We start from the raw sequence: 18,347 nt of genomic DNA on the forward strand, positions 1-18,347 counted from the left end.
CATCCGGACAGCAGAAACGATTCCGGCCAAAAGCAACAAGAATGAGCAGTCCCGCCGCGCCACTTCAATCCGACACATTGGGCTCGCGCCTGACGTCGCGCGGCGATCTGACCAGCTTTTTCATGCAACTAACCGCCGAGATCGGCGCCGACAGCTACATGCTTGTCGCCATCGTCCACGACCAGGACCGCAACGATGCGCGCATCGTCTCGTCCAACTGGATTTTCGATGCCATCGAGCTGATCGGCAAGCGGCTGATCGCCGGGCTTGCGCAAGGCGCGCTCACCGTCGCGCCCGGCATCCGTCCGCAGCCGCTGGTAGCATCTCAGGCACCCGCAGCAGACGGATTGATCACCGGCGAAGAGGCGCGCCTTCTCGACGTGCTCGGCCATGCCGAAATCTATTCGCTGCGCCTCAATGTCGGCCGCCAGCGCCTGTTCGCCCTGTTCTCGGCGGCGACTGTCGGCGGCATCGACCAGCCGGCGCTGATGCGGGCGCAACTGAAATGCTGCTACGCGCTTTCGCACATCCCGCAATTGATCGCCGCCGCCGCCATGCAGGATCCGCTGTCGGATCGCGAGCGTGAATGCCTGTTCTGGGTTTCCGAAGGCAAGACCACCGACGAGGTCGCCGTCATCCTTGGCGTCTCCTCCAACACCGTCAACAGCTACATCACCCACGCCATCCAGAAATTCGCGGCCAGCAACCGCGCGATGGCCATCGCCACGGCGATCAGGAGCGGCATCATTTGAAACACGCCGATATCAAGGAGGCTGCCGAAGCCCTCTTCAACGAGCAGCGCAACCCGTTCGGCGCCTTCACGCTCGGCTCCGAAACCCATCACGCCGTCACCATTCCCGATGCCGTGCGCCGCTGCCGCTGGATATCAGTCGACATCAACGCCTCGGCCTTCGGCTTGTTCTTTGTCAGCCCCTCGCCCGAACGGGCACGGCTCGTTCCTTGCTTCGATTCCGACTATCCCGGGATCGCCGTGGCGACAAAGTTCATTTCAGGTGCCAATGGCGAGGAGATCGTGCGCCACACCCGCATCTCGACCGAACCGCGCTGGTGGACCGATGACGGTGTCGCCGCCATGGCGGAGATGTTCCGCAATCTCGCCTGGACCGAGCAGATGGCGGCGCTGGCGCCCGGCACCAGCGGCATCGCCTTCCCGGTCCATGCCGATCGCGGCCAATGCGGCCTCGTCGTTTTCCTTGGATCACAGATCGCCTTGCCGCAGGACGCGCTCTACGAGATCCACGCCCGCTGCTTTTCGCTGTTCGCCGCCGTCGCCCGCATCCGTCCGGGCGATGCCGGCCGCATGCGCGCCATTTCCAAGCGTGAACTCGAATGCCTGAAGCTGACCGCCAACGGCAACACCAGCGAAGAGATCGCGCGGCTCCTGAAGCTGTCGGTGCACACCGCCAACCAGTATCTGACCCAGTCGACCCAGAAGCTGAACGCCGTCAACCGCAACCAGGCCGTGGCCAAGGCGCTGCGGCTGGGCCTGATCGAATAGGATAATTCGAGGATCGGCCGGCGGCGGCTCGCGATCGATCTCAGCGATAACCGAGCGGCTCGACCTTGCGGATACGCGCCTCTTCGATCACAGCCTCGAGCAGCGCCGTGTTGTGCTCGGGGTCTTCGCCCGGCTTCTCGAACGACACGTAGTTGACCACCACCGAGGCACCGAGCTCGCTCAGCGTCAGCTGGAAATAGACGGTGACCCCGGGCGGCCTCAGCTCCAGGTCAAGCACGATGCGCGGGCTGCCGCTCCAGTCGACATGCGCCTCGCCGCCATGGCCAAGCCGCAGCGTGCCAGGCATGAAGAACAGCTCCACCGCTGAATCGACCAGATCCGACAGGCACGCGAAATGCTCCAGCCGGATGAAGGCGATGTAGTCGGCGACATCGATCAGCCTCAGTTCCCCCACCACCTGCTCGATGGCGCTGGCGACGATGATCTCGCGGGATTTTGCGTGCGGTTGGCGGTTCATGAAATCTGTCTCCGCTCAGCCTTTTTCGAGTAGACGATCCGCACCAGTTCGGCGACGGCCTGGTAGAATTGCGACGGGATCACATTATCGACCGAAACTTGCTTGTACATGGAGCGGGCGAGCGCCACGTCTTCGAAGATCGGGATGTTGTGTTCGCGGGCAATCTCGCGGATTTTCAGCGCCACCAGATCTTGCCCCTTGGCCAGCACCATCGGTGCCGAGTCCTCGTCGCGCACATATTTCAGCGCGATCGAGAAGTGCGTCGGGTTGGCGATGATCAGCGTCGCGCGCGGCACCGCCGTCATCATCCGCTTGCGCGCCCGGTCGCGCGCCAGCGAGCGCAGCCGCGATTTGACGATCGGGTCGCCCTCGGACTGTTTGAACTCGTCCTTGACCTCCTGCTTGCTCATGCGCAGGTCCTGCTTCCAGTGGAAGCGTGACCAGACGATGTCGATTGCCGCGATCAGCCCCATGACGAAGACGATCGCCACCAGGATGTCGACGGCGATGCCACGGATGACGAGACCGAAGGCAACCGGATTGGTGATCATCCCGGCAAGCAGCTTGCGGTGGTCTTCCGACAGCGTGAAGATCAGCACGAGGATGGCAAAGCCGACCTTGCCGATGGACTTCGCGAACTCGACGAAGCCCTGGATGCCGAACAGCCTGTTCCAGCCCTTGACGATCGAGATGCGCGAAAATTGCGGCCGGACCCGCTCGCCGACGAATTGCGGCATGTTCTGGAACACCGAGGCGCCGACGCCGGCTACGGTCAGCAGCACGAACAGGCTCAAGACGGCTCGACCGACCTCGAGGAGGACGATCTTGTAGAGCGCGATGACATCGGTCTCGGCGTCCATCGGCCAGGCTTCCGGCTTCTCCAGGAACATCGACAGGAACATGCCGAGGTCGATGACGGCATCCTTGGCGTAGAAGACGGTGAACACCAGTATGGCGACGAAGGACGCAAGGAGCGCCGTTTCCCGCGAATGGGGCAGTTTGCCCTGTTCGATGGTGTCGCGGATCTTCTTTTCCGTCGCCTCTTCGGTTTTCGAATCCTTGTCGACCGCGTCAGCCATGGCGCGGTCTTAGGCGGCGTTCTGGGTCGAGGGGAGCTCGAAGGCGCCTTCGCGTGACAACCGGATCGTCGTCGTCACGATTGTCTTGCGCGCCGCCGTAATGTCGGCGAGAGGAACTCCTTCCGATCCCTGTCCGAGTTCGGCTTCGATCATGCGCCGCGACCGCGCGCCGATCGCCGACAGCACTGATTCCGCAAGTCCCGCCTGCGCGCCGCGCAGGGCCAGCGTGACCAGTTCGGTCGACAGCCCGTCGAACAGCAGCACCCGCGCCTTCTGGGTGAGCAGCGGCAGGTCGTCGAAGGCAAACAGGCGAGCCCGGACGCCATCGAGATCGGGCGTGCCGGCGGCTTCCAGGTCCTGCATGACCTCCTCGAGCAGCGGCTTGTCCAGTTCGTTGAGAACGCTGGCGACGCGCGCCTGCCCGGCCGACGTGTCCTTGGTCGAGGTTTCCGTCAGCACACTGCTGCGCAACCGGTTTTCGACGATCCTGCTGGCGGCTTCCGGAACATTGGCCATCGTCACCATGCGCTTGATGATTTCGCCGCGCGTCGACTTGGTCAACGTCAACAGTACGCTCGCCGACACTTGCGGCGCGAGCTTCGACAAGACCATGGCCGCGGTCTGCGGATGCTCGCCGGCCAGGAAGGCGCCAAGCCGCGCCGGCTCGAGCTTTTCGAGCTCGGGCCAGATCGGCGGCGGGCCTTCCGGTGCGACCTCGAATCTCTTGTCGCCCATGATCGCGCTCATCTCTTCGGGCGACAGCGACTCATTGAGGATGGTGTCCATCCTGTCGGCGGAATCGAGCAATCCCGCCCCTTCGGTGAACTCGGCCTCGAACTCGGCGACGATGCGCTCGAGATCGCTTTGCGGAATCGTCCGCAGCAGACGGGCGCCCTCGATCAGCGCCTTCAGTTCTTCCTGCTTGAAGAATTTCAGCAGGCGGCTGGCCGACGGCTTGCCCATCGCCACCAATATGGCGGCCGCCTTCTGCGCGCGGGTCAAGGTCACCGGCGTCGTCATGCCACTCGCCTCTGCTGCCACCGGCAAGCTCCGCAACCCATGTCCTAGGCGCCCTTCGTGCCGGCGATGATTTCGGTCAGCCTGATGCCGAAGCGCGACGGATCGCTTTCCAGCACGGTGATCTCACCGCGCGCGATCTTGCGGCCGTTGACCACGACGTCGACAGGTTCGCCGATGCGGCGATTGAGCGCCACGGTCGACCCCTTCTGCAGCGCCATCAAGTCGGAGACCGGCATCTCGGTGCTGCCGAGGATGATCTGGACATCGACGGGGATGTTCATGATGACGCTCGAATTGGCACCTGAAGCGGCCCTGAACGCCGCATCGGGGCGTTGCTCCTCTTCATGCAGGACGCCGCGCAACTCTTCAATGGCACGGTCGAGCTGCTCGTCCGGCTGGTCGAGGTCGGCTTCCACCTTGGTCTTGGCCATGCGTCGTCTCCAAATGTCAGGCGCGGCCGGCAGAAGCCGGCATCAGCGCTTCGATAAAATCCTGCCCGGCATCGTAGGGATGCCTGATTCGGACGGTGTAATTCTGTCCCAGTTTGCCGAACTCGCACACGAACAGCGTCTTGCCGCGCGCGCTGAGGCGTGCCTGCGACTGCGCCGTTTCCTCGAACTCGATGACCTGGCCAATTTCAAAACCGGCAAGGTCGCCGAGTGTCAGCCGCGCCAGCGGCATGGTGGCCTCGAGTGCCACCGTGGAGCGCATCACTTCTTCCGAAAAGCGCGCGCGCCAGCTGGCCCCCTGATCGTTCTCGCCGGCGGCGGCGGCACTGTCCCGGCTGGCCAGCACGACACGCTGCGGCATCGTCACGGTGACGGTGCCGCTGTCGGCCGGCGTCGAGATGCCAAGGACGATGCGGATCGCCGCGCCGTCGCGCAGCACGTGCCGCTTCGCCTCGGTGCCCGACATTGCCCGCGGCGCCGGCAGGCGCAGGTCGAGCGAGCGCTTTCCTGATCCATTGAGGGCCTGCGCGACCTGCTGGAACACCATGGTCGAGACATCGATTTCGATCTGTGACAGATCGCGCTCGATTGGCGACACCGGCAGATCTGGATCGCCGCCGAACAGCGTGCAGACCATGATCGCGATCGCCGGCGCATCGATCACCAGGGTCATCGCATCGGAGGACACGGACGAGCCGACGACGGTCAGGGCAAACGTGTCGCCGGCGCGCGAACGCGCCTCGGGAACGCGGCTGACCTGTATCGCTTTGAGATCGACAATGACCGGAACGCCAAGCTCACCGGTCAAGCCTTTCTGCAGCAGCGGCACGGCGCGCTCGGCCATGGCCCGCCCAGCGTCGATGACCTGGGCGGCTTCGCCGCTGTCGCCGACCAGGCGCTCGATGATCAGCGAGCGCGCTTCCGCTGGGCTGCCCGGACTGGTCATGACAGTGCTGGGACCGATCTGTCGCGCATCGTTCAGGCGGCCTTCTTTTCGACGGAGCCGGTGTTCATCGTGCTCTGCTCGACGGCGTCGATCGTCGGCCGTTCATAGGACGAGATCGTCTTGCGGCCGAACTCGATCGCCACCTGCGGCAGCGCGCCGTTCATGTAGGCCAGCAGCGTCTGCTTGACGATGATGTAGAGGCGGTTGTTCTTCTCGCGCACCGTCTTGATCTTGGTGGCGACGGGTCCGACCACCGCGTAGGACAGGAAGATACCGAGGAAGGTGCCGACCAGGGCCGCGCCGATCAGGCCGCCGAGGATTTCCGGCGACTGGTCGAGCGCACCCATCGCCTTGACCACGCCGAGCACGGCGGCGACGATGCCGAGCGCTGGCAAGCCGTCCCCGACCGCCACCATTGCGTGATAGGCCTTCATCTTGTCGGACTTGATGGTCTGGATTTCCTCGTCCATCAGCGCCTCGATCTCGTGCGAGCGGGCATTGCCGATAATGATGATGCGACAGTAATCGCAGATGAAATTCGTCAGATCGTGATTCTTGAGTACGGTCGGAAAGGCCTGGAAGATCGCCGATTCCTCGGGATTGTCGATATGCGCCTCGACCTCGCTGCGCGACTTCGAGCGCAGCTCGCGCATCAGGCTGTGCAGCACGCCCAGCGTTTCCAGGTAGTTCTGTTCCTTCGGCACCGCCTGCTTGAACGCCTCGAGGATGGCCTTGCCGGTATCCTTGACCGTCTTCATTGGATTGGCGACAAGAAACGTGCCGAACGCGGCGCCGCAGATGACCACGGCTTCCCACGGCTGGACCAGCACGTGAAGATGGCCGCCCATGGCCATGAAGCCGCCAAGGACGCAGCCGAGCGTAACCACCAGTCCAATCAGAATGCCCACGAAAGGTCCTTCCGCATTTCACATCAGGCGTAAGGGATAGCTCCCGTGCCTTGTGTGAGGCTTGAATCGAAAGCGTCGGAGCCGATTCAGTTTCGCGCAAGGAAGTGGGGGTATTGTGCTGGCATAGCTTCGGCCGGAGGCACGTCTTTGCTTAATACCTTTACCAGCTACCAGCTCATCACCAAGGACATCTCGAAGTCGCTCGACAGGATCGAGCAGCAGCCCGTGGTCGATCGCGATACCAAATATTATCTGGACAACATCACCAAGGTGAAATCGATCGACGATTTCGTCAAGAATGACCGTTTGTTCAAATATGCCATGAAGGCATACGGGCTCGAGGACATGGACTACGCCAAGGCCTTCATGGTCAAGGCACTCAAGGAAGGCGTCTCCGATCCTAACAGCTTCGCCAACAAGCTGACCGACAAGCGCTACGCCGAATTCGTCAGCGCCTTCAATTTCGCCGCCAACGGCGCCGATGCGACCATCTACAACAAGACGCAGCAGATGGTGACCAAGAACTACGCCACGCAGGCGAAAATCGCCGGCCTCGATCCGGATTCGGACTACGTGAAGGGCGAGACGACATACTATCTCGCCAACATCACCAAGGTGAAGTCGATCGACGATCTGATGTCGAACACCCGGCTCTACACATACGCGCTGGCGTCATTCGGCCTCGATTCGACGACCGAGGACAAGGACCTCATCAAGCGTGTTCTGCAAGGTGGTGTTCGCGACCCCGACAGCGTCGCCAACAAGATGACGGACAAGACCTACGCAGCGCTTGCCTCCGCCTTCAATTTCGAGGCCTATGGTGAGAACACCACCACCATTAATCCGGCGCAGCAGCCGACCGTCGACAAATACATGCGCCAGACCCTCGAAGAGGATGCCGGCCAGACCAACCAGGGCGTGCGGCTGGCGCTCTATTTCGATCGCAAGGCGCCGACCATCACCAGCTGGTACGACGTGCTGGCCGACACCGCCCTTGCCAGCGTCGTGCGCACCGTGCTCGGGCTGCCCGATTCCTTCGCCACCGCCGATGTCGACAAGCAGGCGCAGCTGTTCGAACAGAAACTCGACATCTCGGATTTCTCCGATCCCGAGAAGCTCGGCAAGTTCCTGACGCGCTTCACCAGCATGTACGAGATCAACAACCCGACCTCATCCGCCGTCACCTCGGTCAGCGTGCTGTTTGCCCAGCCGATCACGGTCGGCATCTCCACCGACCTGATGATGGCCATGCAGAAACTAAGGTTCTGAGATCATCATGCGGGACAGCCTGTACGTCGCCCTTTCCTCGCAGATCGCGCTCGAGCGTCGCCTCGACACGATCGCCGACAACGTCGCCAACGCCTCGACGATCGGCTTTCGCGCCACTGGCGTGAAGTTCGAGGACGTCGTGTCCGGCACCGGGCCGAAATCGGTGTCCTTCGCCTCCTCTGGCAAGACCTATCTTTCCGGCGCCCACGGTGCTTTGAGCGAGACCGGCAATCCCTTCGATTTCGCCATTCAGGGCGATGCCTGGTTCGCCATCGATACGCCTGTCGGCACCGTCATGACCCGCGACGGGCGTTTTTCGATGAACGAGAACGGCGAACTGATGTCGATCGAGGGCCACCCGGTGCTCGATGCCGGCGGCTCGCCGATCCAGCTCGACCCGCGCAACGGTCCACCCAAGGCCGGGGCCGACGGTTCGCTGCGCCAGAACGATCAGCTTGTCGGCTCCATCGGTGTCTACAATTTCGATCCGGGCGAAAATTTCGTCCGCTACGGCAATTCCGGCATCGTTCCGGCGCGCACGCCTGAGCCTGTCACCGATCGCTCCGATATCGGCGTTGCCCAGGGTTTCCTCGAAGAGTCCAACGTCAATCCGGTGCTGGAAATCACCCGGCTGATCATGGTCCAGCGTGCCTTCGAGAACACCGCCGCCTTGATGCGGCAGACCGACTCCTCCACCGACGAGGCGATCAAGACGCTCGGCTCGAAATAGTCCATGTTGCTCGACCAGCCATCCCTGCGCGCACCCGAAAGACAGCTCCAGCCAGCGACGGAAGACCGGCTTGCCGCGCTGGAACGGGTCTGGCGGCGTTTCGCCGACACCGAGGCGCTGCTCAAGCGCGGCGGCCGCGTTACCGAAGTCACGCCCACGCACTACAAGGTGCACGGCCTCTCCGATTTCGCCCGGCTGGGCGACATCGTCGAGCAGCGCGGCCATGCCGGTGCGCGCCGCGGCGAGATCGTCAAGATCAGCCGTGACGAGGTCGTCGTGGCACCCTTCGAACGCAGCGCCGATGCCGGCATCGGCGATGCCGTGTTCCGCCGCGGTCCGCTCGCGGTGGCGCCGCATGCCTCGTGGCGTGGCCGCACCATCGACGCGCTCACCAGGGCAATCGATGGCGGCCCGCCCCTGGTCAGGGGAGACGACGCATCGAGCGCCCAGACGACGCCCGGCGCCATGGCACGGCAGCGTGTCGGCACCGCTTTCATGACCGGCGTCAAGGTCATAGACATCTTCACGCCGCTCTGCTTCGGCCAGCGCCTTGGCATCTTCGCCGGCTCCGGCGTCGGCAAGTCGACCCTGCTTGCCATGCTTGCCGGCGCCGACGCATTCGACACCGTCGTCGTGGCGCTCATCGGCGAACGCGGCCGCGAAGTGCGTGAATTCCTCGAGGATACGATCGGCGACAGCATGGCCAAGACCGTCGCCGTCGTCGCCACCAGCGATGAAAGCGCCATGATGCGCCGGCGGGCGCCGGACACAGCCATGCGCGTCGCCGAGCATTTTCGCGACCAGGGGCACCGCGTGCTCCTGGTGCTGGACTCGATCACCCGCTTCGCTCACGCCTTGCGCGAGGTGGCGACGGGGACCGGCGAGCCGCCGGTCGCCCGCGGCTATCCGGCCTCGGTGTTCACCGAGCTGCCCAAGCTGCTCGAGCGCGCCGGGCCAGGCGCGGAAGGCAAGGGGTCGATCACCGCTATCATCTCCGTGCTGGTCGACGGCGACGACCACAACGATCCGGTTGCCGATTCCGTGCGCGGCATCCTCGACGGTCATGTCGTGCTCGACCGCACGATCGCCGAACAGGGCCGCTATCCGCCGGTCAATCCGCTCTCGTCCATATCGCGGCTGGCCGGAAAGGCCTGGAGCGTCGAACAGCGCGCGCTGGTGACAAGGCTGAAGTCGATGATCTCGCGCTTCGAGGACACGCGCGATATCCGCTTGCTGGGCGCCTATCAGGGCGGCGTCGATGCCGAGCTCGATATTGCCGTGCGCCAGGTGCCGCTGATCTACGAGGCACTGACGCAAGCGCCGAAGGATCGTCCGTCGATCGACCCGTTCTCCGATCTCGCCCGCCACCTCAAGAGCAAGCTGAACGCCGATGCCGGAGACTGAACGCGAATATACCGAGCGCATCCTGCGCGACATGATCGCCGAGGCCAACGCCGCCGAGGAAGCCCGGGCTGACGAAGCCCGGGCTGCCAAGGCAAAGGCTGCCCGTGCCATAGCTGCCAAAGCCGAGGCCGTTCTGGCCAGAGCCGTAAAGCCAATCCTGCCACGGGCTGCCAAAGCCGATCCTGTTCCAGGAAGGGCCGCCGAGCCCGCTCTGCCCAGGGCTCCCCAGGCGGAGGCCGCCGAGATGACACAGGCCAGCCGCGACTCGCTGATCGACGGTCTGTTCCCGCTCACCGAATGGCCGCAGCCACCAAAGGCGCAGTTTCCCCGGCTGAACAAGAAGTCCGATCGGCGCAGCGATCTCGTCATTGCCGCGCTCGGCATCACGCTCGGGCTGATCTGCGCTTTGTTTCCCTGGTACATCTTCTTCAACCAGGACCAGTTCGGCGTCCAGGCGATGAAGTTCGGCGGCACCGGCACAAATTCGGGACGGGCGGGCGGCGGCGTGGTCGCCCAACGCAGCGCGCCGCTGACGGCAAAGGACGTCCCGGCGGCCAATCTCGACCTGCTTGCCACGGGAACCGTGCAGGATGACGCCAATCCAGCACCTGCGTCCGGTGAGCAACCCTTTCCCGCCGACGCGGCGAAATTCCGCATGGTTCATGTCGCCAATGGCCGCGCCATGATCGAGGACGACGCTGGCCTCTGGATCGTCCAGCGTGGCTCGATACTGCCCGACTCCAGCCAGGTATCCTCCATCGAGCAGCGCAACGGCAAATGGGTCATGGTCACCAGTGCCGACCAGGTGATCGAACTCTCCAAGTAAACGCCCCATCTCAGGCCTCCGGCCATCCGCAAGGTCCGCGCAAGACTGGCGGCCTAGTCTTCGGGAACACGCCCGGAGATTCTCATGGAGCCCGTTTCCCTTTTCGACCTCGCCGCCAAGCAAGCCCAGTGGCTGGCCGTGCGCCAGTCCGCCGTCGCCGGCAACATCGCCAACGCCAACACGCCGGGCTACACGGCAAACGATGTCGAGCCGTTCGAAAAGGTGCTCGACCGCACAGCCGTATCGCTGCAGGCCACGCAGGCCGGCCATCTCGGCAACGCAGCGACCAATGCCGGCTTCACCATCAAGCCGCAGGAAGATGACGGCGTCGTCATGCCGTCCAAGAACTCGGTCGTGCTGGAAGACCAGTTGCTGAAGGCCGGCGAGGTGCGCCGCTCCTTCGAACTCAACACGGCGATCGTCAAGGCGTTCCATTCGATGATGATGATGGCGGTGAAGAGCTGACCATGGACGCGCTGACCGCAGCTCTCAAAGTCGCAGCATCCGGCCTCGGCGCCCAGTCGGAGCGCCTGCGCGTGGTTTCCGAAAACCTCGCCAACGCCCAGTCGACCGGCACCGCGCCCGGCTCCGACCCCTATCGCCGCAAGACCATCAGCTTCGTCTCCGAGCTCGACCGGGCCTCCGGCAGCGCGACGGTTGCCGTGAACTCGATCGATCGTGATCCCAGTGACTTTCCTGTCGAATTCCAGCCCGGCAACGAGGCCGCCGACGAAAAGGGCTACGTAAAGATGCCCAACGTCAACGTGCTGATCGAGATGGCCGACATGACCGAGGCCAACCGCTCCTACGAGGCCAACCTTCAGGTCGTCAAGCAGGCGCGCGACCTGATTTCCATGACCATCGACCTGATGAGGAACCAGTAATGATCAGCGGTATCGGAGCCCTTCAGTTCAAGCCGTCGATCGGCGGCGACGACGCGGTGACAAGCCTGCTCCAGGGCGGCGCGACACCTTCGGCTGGCGGCAACATCGGCAGCTCCTTCGCTGAGGCGCTGAGCCAGGCAGCCTCCAAGACCGTCAACACGCTGCAGAATGCCGAGCAGGTGTCGGTACAGGCGCTCAAGGGCGACGTCGACACCCGTCAGGTGGTCGACGCCGTGATGAGTGCGCAGCAGGCGCTTCAGACCGCCGTCGCCATTCGCGACAAGGTGGTTTCCGCCTATCTCGAAGTCAGTCGAATGGGCATCTGAGGAATTCCGCTATGAAAGCACTCGCCATCGCCGCCACCGGCATGAATGCCCAGCAGACAAATCTGGAAGTCATCGCCAACAACATCGCCAACATCAACACCACTGGCTACAAGCGCGCCCGTGCTGAATTCTCCGACCTGCTCTATCAGGTCGATCGCACGCAGGGCGTGCCCAACCGCTCCAACGCCTCGCTGGTGCCGGAGGGCGTCTCGATCGGTCTCGGCGTCAAGACGACGGCCGTGCGCAACGTCCACACACAGGGCGAACTGACCAGCACCGGCAACAGTTTCGACCTGGCGCTGACCGGCAGGGGCTGGTTCCAGATCGAGGGTGCCGACGGCGGCACGCTCTACAGCCGCGCCGGCGCCCTCAACACCAACGCCACCGGCCAGCTGGTGACAGTCGACGGCGCTGCCGTCATTCCGGCAATCAACGTTCCCGTCGATGCCGTCGAGGTCATCGTCAACAAGACCGGCCAGGTCTTCGCCCGCATCGACGGCCAGACCGCCCTGCAGAACCTTGGCCAGCTTCAGATCGCCAATTTCGCCAACGAGGCGGGCCTGGCGCCGCTCGGCGACAATCTGTTCCAGGAAACCACGGCTTCGGGGCCGGCGAATGTCGGCGTCCCGGGCGATCCCGGCTTCGCCACGATCCAGCAGGGCTACCTCGAAGCCTCCAACGTCGACCCGGTCAAGGAAATCACCGAGCTGATCTCGGCGCAGCGCGCCTATGAGATGAACTCCAAGGTCATCCAGGCCGCCGACGACATGGCCTCCGTCGTCTCCAAGAACATCAGGTAACGCATGATGTCGACGCCAGGTCTCCTGTCCGTTTTCCGCCGCACCGCGCTCGCCTTTGCGCTGGTGACCGGCGGCATGCCGGCTTTTGCCCAGGAATCGACAAACCAGTCGACAGACCAATCGGCCGACCAGTCAGCCACTCAGATCGCCGGCAATCAAGCTGTCGGCGAGGTGGTGCTGATTCCCAGCCGGGTCATCTATCCCGGCGAGACCATCAATCTCGCTGCCCTGAAAAAGGTGACCCTGATCGTCGGCAAGCACAAGCCGGAAGCGGTCGCCACACGGGCCGAGGAACTCGACGGCAAGGTCGCCAAGCGCACGCTGCTGCCCGGCCGCTACATCCCTTCCATTGCCATCCGCGAGGCCTGGCTGGTCGAACAGGGCGCCTCCGTGCAGGTCTTCTTCATCGCCGGCGGACTGACGATCTCGGCGACCGCCGTGACGCTGCAGCCAGGTGCAGCGGGCGACCTCGTCAAGGTTCGCAACATCGACAGCGGCAAGATCCTGTCCGGCACGGTGATGGCGGATGGAACCATCCAGGTCAGCGCCTCATGATACGCAGCCTTTCCCTGATACTGGCTGCCGTGCTTAGCCTGCAGCCGGCACTGGCCGACGGCCTGACGCCCAAGGCCAAGCGCGAGCTCGCTGCCAAGAACGGCGGCGTCTACAACGATCCTGAATATGATCCGGCCACCACCAGCCGCATGTTCCGGGTTTCGTCCGGACCGAGTTCGCTGCCGCCGGGCCAGGTCGCCTCGCGCATCAAGGACATCGCCCAGTTGCAGAGTTCGCGCGACAACCAATTGGTCGGCTACGGCCTGGTCATCGGCCTCGCCGGATCTGGCGACAGCCTGCGCAACTCGCCGTTCACCGAACAGTCGATCCGCGCCATGCTCGAAAATCTCGGCATCGCCACCGAAGGCGGCAGCGCGCGCGCCAAGAATGTTGCCGCCGTCATCGTCACCGCCAACATGCCGCCCTACGTGCAGTCGGGCGCCCGCATCGACATCGACGTCTCCTCGATGGGCGACGCGACCTCGCTTTCCGGCGGCACGCTGATCATGACGCCGCTGAAGGCGGCGGACGGCGAGATTTATGCCGTCGGTCAGGGCTCGGTCATCGTGTCCGGCTTCACCGCCAAGGGGCAAGCCGAGCAGCTGACGCAAGGCGTGCCGACCGCCGGCCGCGTGCCGAACGGCGCCATCGTCGAGCGTGCTGTCCAGGCCGAGTTCGACGATCAGGCGACGCTGACGCTGCAACTGCGCAATCCCGATTTCTCGACCGCTATCCGCATTGCGGACGCCATCAACGACTATACCAGCCAGCGCTTCGGCATGCGGGTGGCGGCCGAGCGCGATTCCCGCACCGTGCAGATCAGAAGGCCGAAGGGTGTTTCAGCCGCCCGCTTCTATGCCGAGATCGAGAACCTGGTGGTCGAATCCGATACGCCAGCCCGTGTCGTCATCGACGAGCGCACCGGCACCATCGTCATCGGCAACGACGTCAAGATCTCGCGGGTCGCCATCAGCCACGGCACGCTCACCGTGCGCATCACTGAAGCACCGCGCGTCGTCCAGCCGGAGCCCTTCTCCAAGGGCGAGACCGCCGTCGAACCGTTCACCGCCATCGACGCCAGCCGACCCGACGCCCGCGTCGCGGTGCTTGACGGTCCCGATCTCCAGACCCTCGTTTCCGGCCTCAACCGTCTCGGCGTCAAGCCGGACGGCATCATTGCCATTCTGCAGGGCATCAAGTCGGCCGGCGCCCTGCAGGCCGACCTGGTTCTGCAATAGGCGATGCCGATGATCCGCTCCCTCTCACGCCACGAAAGACGCCGCCCCGTCGCAATCCTGCTCGCGGCCGCCTCTGTTGCCACCATGACCCTTGCTGGCGGCACGGCACGCGGCGAGGAGACGGTCCGCCAGGTCCTGCCGGGAGCCCCGGTCGCAGCGGCGGCGCCGCAATTGGCGCGGGAAAAGGCACCCGACCAGAGCGAGATCGAGCGCTTCTGCTCCAACATCGCCGACGCCGCCCGCGACCGCCGTTATGCTTTGCAGGCGGAGGAACTGAAGCAGCTTCAGGCCGGCATTGACGAGCGCATGAAAGCTCTGGATGCAAAGAAAGCCGAGTACGAGACCTGGCTGAAGCGGCGCGAGGTTTTCCTGGCCCGGGCCGAAGACGGCGTCGTCCAGATCTACGCAGGCATGAAACCCGACGCCGCCGCCGAGCGGCTGGCCATCGTCAACGCCGATCTGGCGGCGGCCATATTGATGAAGCTCGATTCACGCAAGGCGAGCGTCATCCTCAACGAAATGGACCAGAAGGCGGCGGCAACGCTCACCGGCATCATGGCCAGCGCAGCCCGAAGGGTAGATCCGTCATGATCCGCAAAATGCTCGTCCTGTGCGCGGTCGCCGTGCTGTCCGGCTGCGGAACCAACCTCAAGGAGGTCGGCAGGGATCCGGCTCTGTCGCCGGTCGGCTCCGGCATCGACGACGGTAGCACCGGCTCGCTCTATCGCTATCCGGAGACGCCGCCGGCACCGCCCAGGAAATTCTCGTTGTGGGATGACCGCCAGAGCCGGCTGTTCACCGACCCGCGGGCGCTGTCCCAAGGCGACATCCTGACCGTCAAGATCAAGATCAACGACCGGGCCAACTTCAAGAACCAGAACGACAGGAGCCGCACCGCCAACCGCAAGCTCGGTTTCGATATCAGCGCGCAATGGGACAAGGTTGGCAGCACCGCCGGCAAGGGTGCTGGCGCTCTCAACTCCACCACGGACACGACGGCCGATGGCGAGATCAAGCGATCGGAAACACTGGAGCTCAATGTCGCCGCCATCGTCATCGATGTCTTGCCGAACGGCAATTTGATGATCAAGGGATCGCAGGAAGTGCGCGTCAACGCCGAGCTCAGGGTGCTGACCATTGCCGGCATCGTGCGGCCGGCCGATATCGGCGCCGAGAACACCATCCCCTACGAACGCATCGCCGAAGCGCGCATCTCCTATGGCGGACGCGGCCGCATCACCGAGGTCCAGCAACCTGCCTACGGCCAGCAGGTTCTCGACCAGGTTCTTCCGTTCTAGGATCGGGGGACACGGCGCCGTGGCAAATGTCGAACAGGTTCAGCCGCGCAAGGGTCCCTCCCTTGCCATCCAGGCCGCCATGCTGCTGGTTGTGACGGCGGCCGCCATCGGCATGGGCTGGATGTCCGGCGGCTACCTGAAGGGCGTCGATGCCCCTGCGTCGGTACCGGTGGCGCCTGAGAACGAAGGCAAGGCCGAGCAGCCGGCTGCGGCCGAACAGCCAGGCGTGGGGCCGACACTCGTCGTCCTGGCGCCGATCACCACCAACATCGCCTCGCCTGCCGATACCTGGATCAGGATGGAGGTGTCCGTCGTCTATGACGGGCCACAGCCACAGGCAATGTCGGATGACATCCACCAGGACCTTCTGGCCCTGGTTCGCACCTTGAAGATGCATCAAATCGAGGGCGCCAGCGGCTACCAGCACCTGAAGGCCGATCTCGAGGAACGCGCCTCGATCCGCAGCCAGGGTCACGCCAAACAGATCCTCATCAGGACATTGCTGCTCGAATGAGAAAGTTCCTTCTCGCTACGGCGATGATCGCCGCCGCCACGTCGGTCGCGGCGGCGCAGCAACTCGATCTCGGCGGCATTGGCAAGGCCGATGGCACCACCGTCGGCTACATCATCCAGATGTTCGGCCTGCTGACCGTGCTGTCGGTGGCGCCGGGCCTGCTGATCATGGTGACGAGCTTCACCCGCTTCGTCATCGCCTTCTCGATCCTGCGCGCCGGCATCGGTCTGCAGTCGACGCCGGCAAACCTCATTCTCATTTCGCTGTCGCTGTTCATGACCTTCTATGTCATGGCGCCGACCTTCGACCAGGCCTGGAACACCGGCGTCAAGCCGCTGATGGACAATCAGATCACCCAGACCGAAGCCTTCGACAAGATTTCTGATCCGTTCCGCGCCTTCATGCTGCGCAATGTGCGCGACAAGGACTTCGACCTCTTCGCCGACCTCGCCCGCGAGCGGGGCCAGACCGTTTCGCGCGACACTGTCGACCTGCGCATCTTGGTGCCCGCCTTCATGATCTCGGAGATCCGGCGCGGCTTCGAGATCGGCTTCCTGATCGTGCTCCCATTCCTGGTCATCGACCTGATCGTCGCCACCATCACCATGGCGATGGGCATGATGATGCTGCCGCCGACAGTGGTGTCGCTGCCGTTCAAGATCCTGTTCTTCGTCCTGATCGACGGCTGGAATCTTCTTGTCGGCAGCCTGGTGCGCTCCTTCAATTGACAGCTGGCGACTGATCCCTGGCAACTGGTCGCTGCCGTGCCACGCAGGCACAGAATTTCAAGCAAAATATTTTCGATTAACCGTCCGGTTTAGCCCTTTGGTAGGGACTTGCCCGCATATTCGCTCGCAGATGGCGGGTGATCGATTTCAGAGATCATTGGCATGATGCCGCACCGTCATACCGGGAGACCCGGTATGTCTAAAAAACACCTGTAAAACCAAGGTACGAGTACCATGTCCAGCATCATGACGAACTCCGCTGCGTTGACGGCTCTGCAGAGCCTTAACGCCACCAGCAAATCCCTCACCGACACCCAGGCCCGCATCTCGACCGGTTACCGCGTTTCGCAGGCCTCGGACAATGCCGCCTACTGGTCGATCGCCACCACGATGCGCTCCGACAACCAGGCCATGTCCACCGTTTCGGACGCTCTCGGCCTCGGCGCCTCGAAGGTCGACACCGCCTACACCGGCATGAACAGCGCGATCTCCACCATCAACCAGATCAAGACCAAGCTGCTGGCTTCCTACGGCCAGACGGATGCCTCGAAGGAAAAGACCCAGGTCGAAATCACCGCTCTTCAGGCGCAGATGAAGTCCTACGCCGACGGCGCCACCTTCTCCGGCACCAACATGCTGTCCGTAAACAGCGGCGCCACAGCCACGACGGCTGCCGATGTGAAGATCCTTTCGGCGTTCAACCGTGACGCGGCCGGCGCATCCTCGATCTCGACCATCGACGTCAAGGTGGAAAACATCAAGCTGTATGAAGCTGGCACCACCGCGACACTCGCAAAGGGCATCCTTGACTCGCAACGCACCGGCTCCACCGGTGTGGCCACCCTCACGGCTGTGGCCGTGACCCTGGGCGCTGCTGCAACGGCCACCGACACCTATTCGGCCGCCAGCCTGAAGATCTTCGACACCGCAACGGGCAAAGCTGCAGGCGACGATCAGATCCAGCAGATGCTGACCGTCATCGACTCCGCGCTCGCCGACATGACCAACTCCGCCACCACGCTTGGCGCCGCCAAGAGCAGTATCGACCTGCAGAAGACCTTCACCTCGGACCTGATGGACTCCATCGATCGCGGTGTCGGCCAGCTCGTCGATGCCGACATGAACAAGGAATCGACCCGTCTGCAGGCGCTGCAGGTCCAGCAGCAGCTTGGCGTCCAGGCGCTGTCGATCGCCAACGGTTCCTCGCAGTCGATCCTGTCGCTCTTCCGCGGCTAATCGCCTCCGCTCAACCACAATTCGCACTAAAAATCGGGCCGCGCCAAAAGCGCGGCCCGATTTGCGTTTGCTCCAGCCCCACGCAACCCTCGGTCCTTAACTCTCGAAGGCCAGCGTTTAACAGGCTGTTAACCATGTCG

23 protein-coding genes are annotated in these 18,347 nt (G+C 63.7%); 17 read left to right on the forward strand and 6 right to left on the reverse strand.

Translation table 11 applies throughout. The annotated features are described in order from the left end of the window. The first annotated feature begins 41 nt into the window (after positions 1–41). Positions 42–752 (forward strand): helix-turn-helix transcriptional regulator, encoded by a 711-nt coding sequence (locus EJ076_RS30030; protein WP_109659424.1) that lies wholly within the window; start codon positions 42–44, stop codon positions 750–752. Then, positions 749–1,519, forward strand: coding sequence for a helix-turn-helix transcriptional regulator (locus EJ076_RS30035; RefSeq protein WP_126070304.1), 771 nt, complete (start codon positions 749–751; stop codon positions 1,517–1,519). The genes EJ076_RS30030 and EJ076_RS30035 overlap by 4 nt, the downstream gene beginning before the upstream one ends. Positions 1,520–1,559: 40 nt before the next feature. Here the strand turns inward: EJ076_RS30035 and EJ076_RS30040 are convergent, their stop codons facing one another. Genes EJ076_RS30040 through motA form a run of 6 tightly spaced genes read right to left on the reverse strand, consistent with a single transcriptional unit; the run spans position 1,560 to position 6,399 of the window. Further along, positions 1,560–1,997 carry a hypothetical protein gene (locus EJ076_RS30040; protein WP_126070305.1) on the reverse strand — a complete coding sequence of 146 codons (438 nt, stop codon included), beginning with the start codon at positions 1,995–1,997 and terminating at the stop codon, positions 1,560–1,562. Beyond that, entirely contained in the window at positions 1,994–3,076 is a 1,083-nt protein-coding gene (gene flhB / locus EJ076_RS30045) for a flagellar biosynthesis protein FlhB (protein ID WP_126070306.1), read from the reverse strand. The genes EJ076_RS30040 and flhB overlap by 4 nt, the downstream gene beginning before the upstream one ends. A gap of 9 nt (positions 3,077–3,085) precedes the next feature. Continuing rightward, positions 3,086–4,096, reverse strand: coding sequence for a flagellar motor switch protein FliG (locus EJ076_RS30050; protein WP_126070307.1), 1,011 nt, complete (start codon positions 4,094–4,096; stop codon positions 3,086–3,088). Between the two features lie 44 nt (positions 4,097–4,140). Then, complete coding sequence (fliN, locus tag EJ076_RS30055) at positions 4,141–4,527, reverse strand: flagellar motor switch protein FliN (protein ID WP_023761675.1); 387 nt, start codon at positions 4,525–4,527, stop codon at positions 4,141–4,143. A 16-nt stretch (positions 4,528–4,543) separates the two neighbouring features. Further along, the gene (locus tag EJ076_RS30060; RefSeq protein WP_126070308.1) at positions 4,544–5,491 is read right to left on the reverse strand and encodes a FliM/FliN family flagellar motor switch protein; all 948 of its coding nucleotides are present in this window, start codon (positions 5,489–5,491) and stop codon (positions 4,544–4,546) included. A 32-nt stretch (positions 5,492–5,523) separates the two neighbouring features. Further along, the gene (gene motA / locus EJ076_RS30065; protein ID WP_109659414.1) at positions 5,524–6,399 is read right to left on the reverse strand and encodes a flagellar motor stator protein MotA; all 876 of its coding nucleotides are present in this window, start codon (positions 6,397–6,399) and stop codon (positions 5,524–5,526) included. Between the two features lie 147 nt (positions 6,400–6,546). On the opposite strand from motA, the gene EJ076_RS30070 reads away from it, so the two are divergent. The 15 genes from EJ076_RS30070 to EJ076_RS30140 all read left to right on the forward strand — a co-directional run bounded on the left by EJ076_RS30070 (position 6,547) and on the right by EJ076_RS30140 (position 18,207). Beyond that, positions 6,547–7,668, forward strand: coding sequence for a DUF1217 domain-containing protein (locus EJ076_RS30070; RefSeq protein WP_109659412.1), 1,122 nt, complete (start codon positions 6,547–6,549; stop codon positions 7,666–7,668). Between the two features lie 7 nt (positions 7,669–7,675). Continuing rightward, positions 7,676–8,398, forward strand: a complete 723-nt coding sequence (flgF, locus tag EJ076_RS30075; protein WP_109659410.1) for a flagellar basal-body rod protein FlgF — start codon at positions 7,676–7,678, stop codon at positions 8,396–8,398. Between the two features lie 3 nt (positions 8,399–8,401). Beyond that, positions 8,402–9,802: a flagellar protein export ATPase FliI gene (gene fliI / locus EJ076_RS30080; protein ID WP_126070309.1), complete on the forward strand. Its 1,401-nt coding sequence runs from the start codon at positions 8,402–8,404 to the stop codon at positions 9,800–9,802. Then, positions 9,789–10,628, forward strand: coding sequence for a hypothetical protein (locus tag EJ076_RS30085; protein ID WP_126070310.1), 840 nt, complete (start codon positions 9,789–9,791; stop codon positions 10,626–10,628). Before fliI ends, EJ076_RS30085 begins: the two co-directional genes overlap by 14 nt. A gap of 84 nt (positions 10,629–10,712) precedes the next feature. Further along, positions 10,713–11,093 (forward strand): flagellar basal body rod protein FlgB, encoded by a 381-nt coding sequence (gene flgB / locus EJ076_RS30090; RefSeq protein ID WP_109659404.1) that lies wholly within the window; start codon positions 10,713–10,715, stop codon positions 11,091–11,093. Positions 11,094–11,095: 2 nt separating this feature from the next. Further along, positions 11,096–11,512, forward strand: a complete 417-nt coding sequence (gene flgC, locus EJ076_RS30095; protein ID WP_109659402.1) for a flagellar basal body rod protein FlgC — start codon at positions 11,096–11,098, stop codon at positions 11,510–11,512. Further along, on the forward strand, positions 11,512–11,838 hold the full coding sequence (locus EJ076_RS30100) for a flagellar hook-basal body complex protein FliE (RefSeq protein WP_109659400.1): 327 nt from the start codon (positions 11,512–11,514) through the stop codon (positions 11,836–11,838). The genes flgC and EJ076_RS30100 overlap by 1 nt, the downstream gene beginning before the upstream one ends. A gap of 11 nt (positions 11,839–11,849) precedes the next feature. Further along, on the forward strand, positions 11,850–12,638 hold the full coding sequence (gene flgG / locus EJ076_RS30105) for a flagellar basal-body rod protein FlgG (protein ID WP_109659398.1): 789 nt from the start codon (positions 11,850–11,852) through the stop codon (positions 12,636–12,638). Positions 12,639–12,641: 3 nt separating this feature from the next. Then, positions 12,642–13,193: a flagellar basal body P-ring formation chaperone FlgA gene (gene flgA, locus EJ076_RS30110; RefSeq protein WP_126070311.1), complete on the forward strand. Its 552-nt coding sequence runs from the start codon at positions 12,642–12,644 to the stop codon at positions 13,191–13,193. Next, complete coding sequence (locus EJ076_RS30115; RefSeq protein ID WP_126070312.1) at positions 13,190–14,431, forward strand: flagellar basal body P-ring protein FlgI; 1,242 nt, start codon at positions 13,190–13,192, stop codon at positions 14,429–14,431. The genes flgA and EJ076_RS30115 overlap by 4 nt, the downstream gene beginning before the upstream one ends. A 9-nt stretch (positions 14,432–14,440) precedes the next feature. Further along, positions 14,441–15,022, forward strand: a complete 582-nt coding sequence (locus EJ076_RS30120; RefSeq protein ID WP_109659392.1) for a MotE family protein — start codon at positions 14,441–14,443, stop codon at positions 15,020–15,022. Beyond that, a complete protein-coding gene (flgH, locus tag EJ076_RS30125; RefSeq protein ID WP_109659390.1) occupies positions 15,019–15,729 on the forward strand; it encodes a flagellar basal body L-ring protein FlgH in 711 nt (236 codons plus the stop codon). Before EJ076_RS30120 ends, flgH begins: the two co-directional genes overlap by 4 nt. A gap of 19 nt (positions 15,730–15,748) precedes the next feature. Beyond that, positions 15,749–16,243, forward strand: a complete 495-nt coding sequence (locus EJ076_RS30130) for a flagellar basal body-associated FliL family protein (protein ID WP_109659388.1) — start codon at positions 15,749–15,751, stop codon at positions 16,241–16,243. Then, complete coding sequence (gene fliP / locus EJ076_RS30135) at positions 16,240–16,971, forward strand: flagellar type III secretion system pore protein FliP (RefSeq protein ID WP_126070313.1); 732 nt, start codon at positions 16,240–16,242, stop codon at positions 16,969–16,971. The genes EJ076_RS30130 and fliP overlap by 4 nt, the downstream gene beginning before the upstream one ends. Positions 16,972–17,205: 234 nt before the next feature. Beyond that, a complete protein-coding gene (locus EJ076_RS30140; RefSeq protein WP_126070314.1) occupies positions 17,206–18,207 on the forward strand; it encodes a flagellin in 1,002 nt (333 codons plus the stop codon). Positions 18,208–18,347 lie beyond the last annotated feature (140 nt).

Origin of the sequence: Mesorhizobium sp. M7D.F.Ca.US.005.01.1.1 (assembly GCF_003952545.1) — a bacterium.
GTDB lineage: Bacteria > Pseudomonadota > Alphaproteobacteria > Rhizobiales > Rhizobiaceae > Mesorhizobium > Mesorhizobium loti.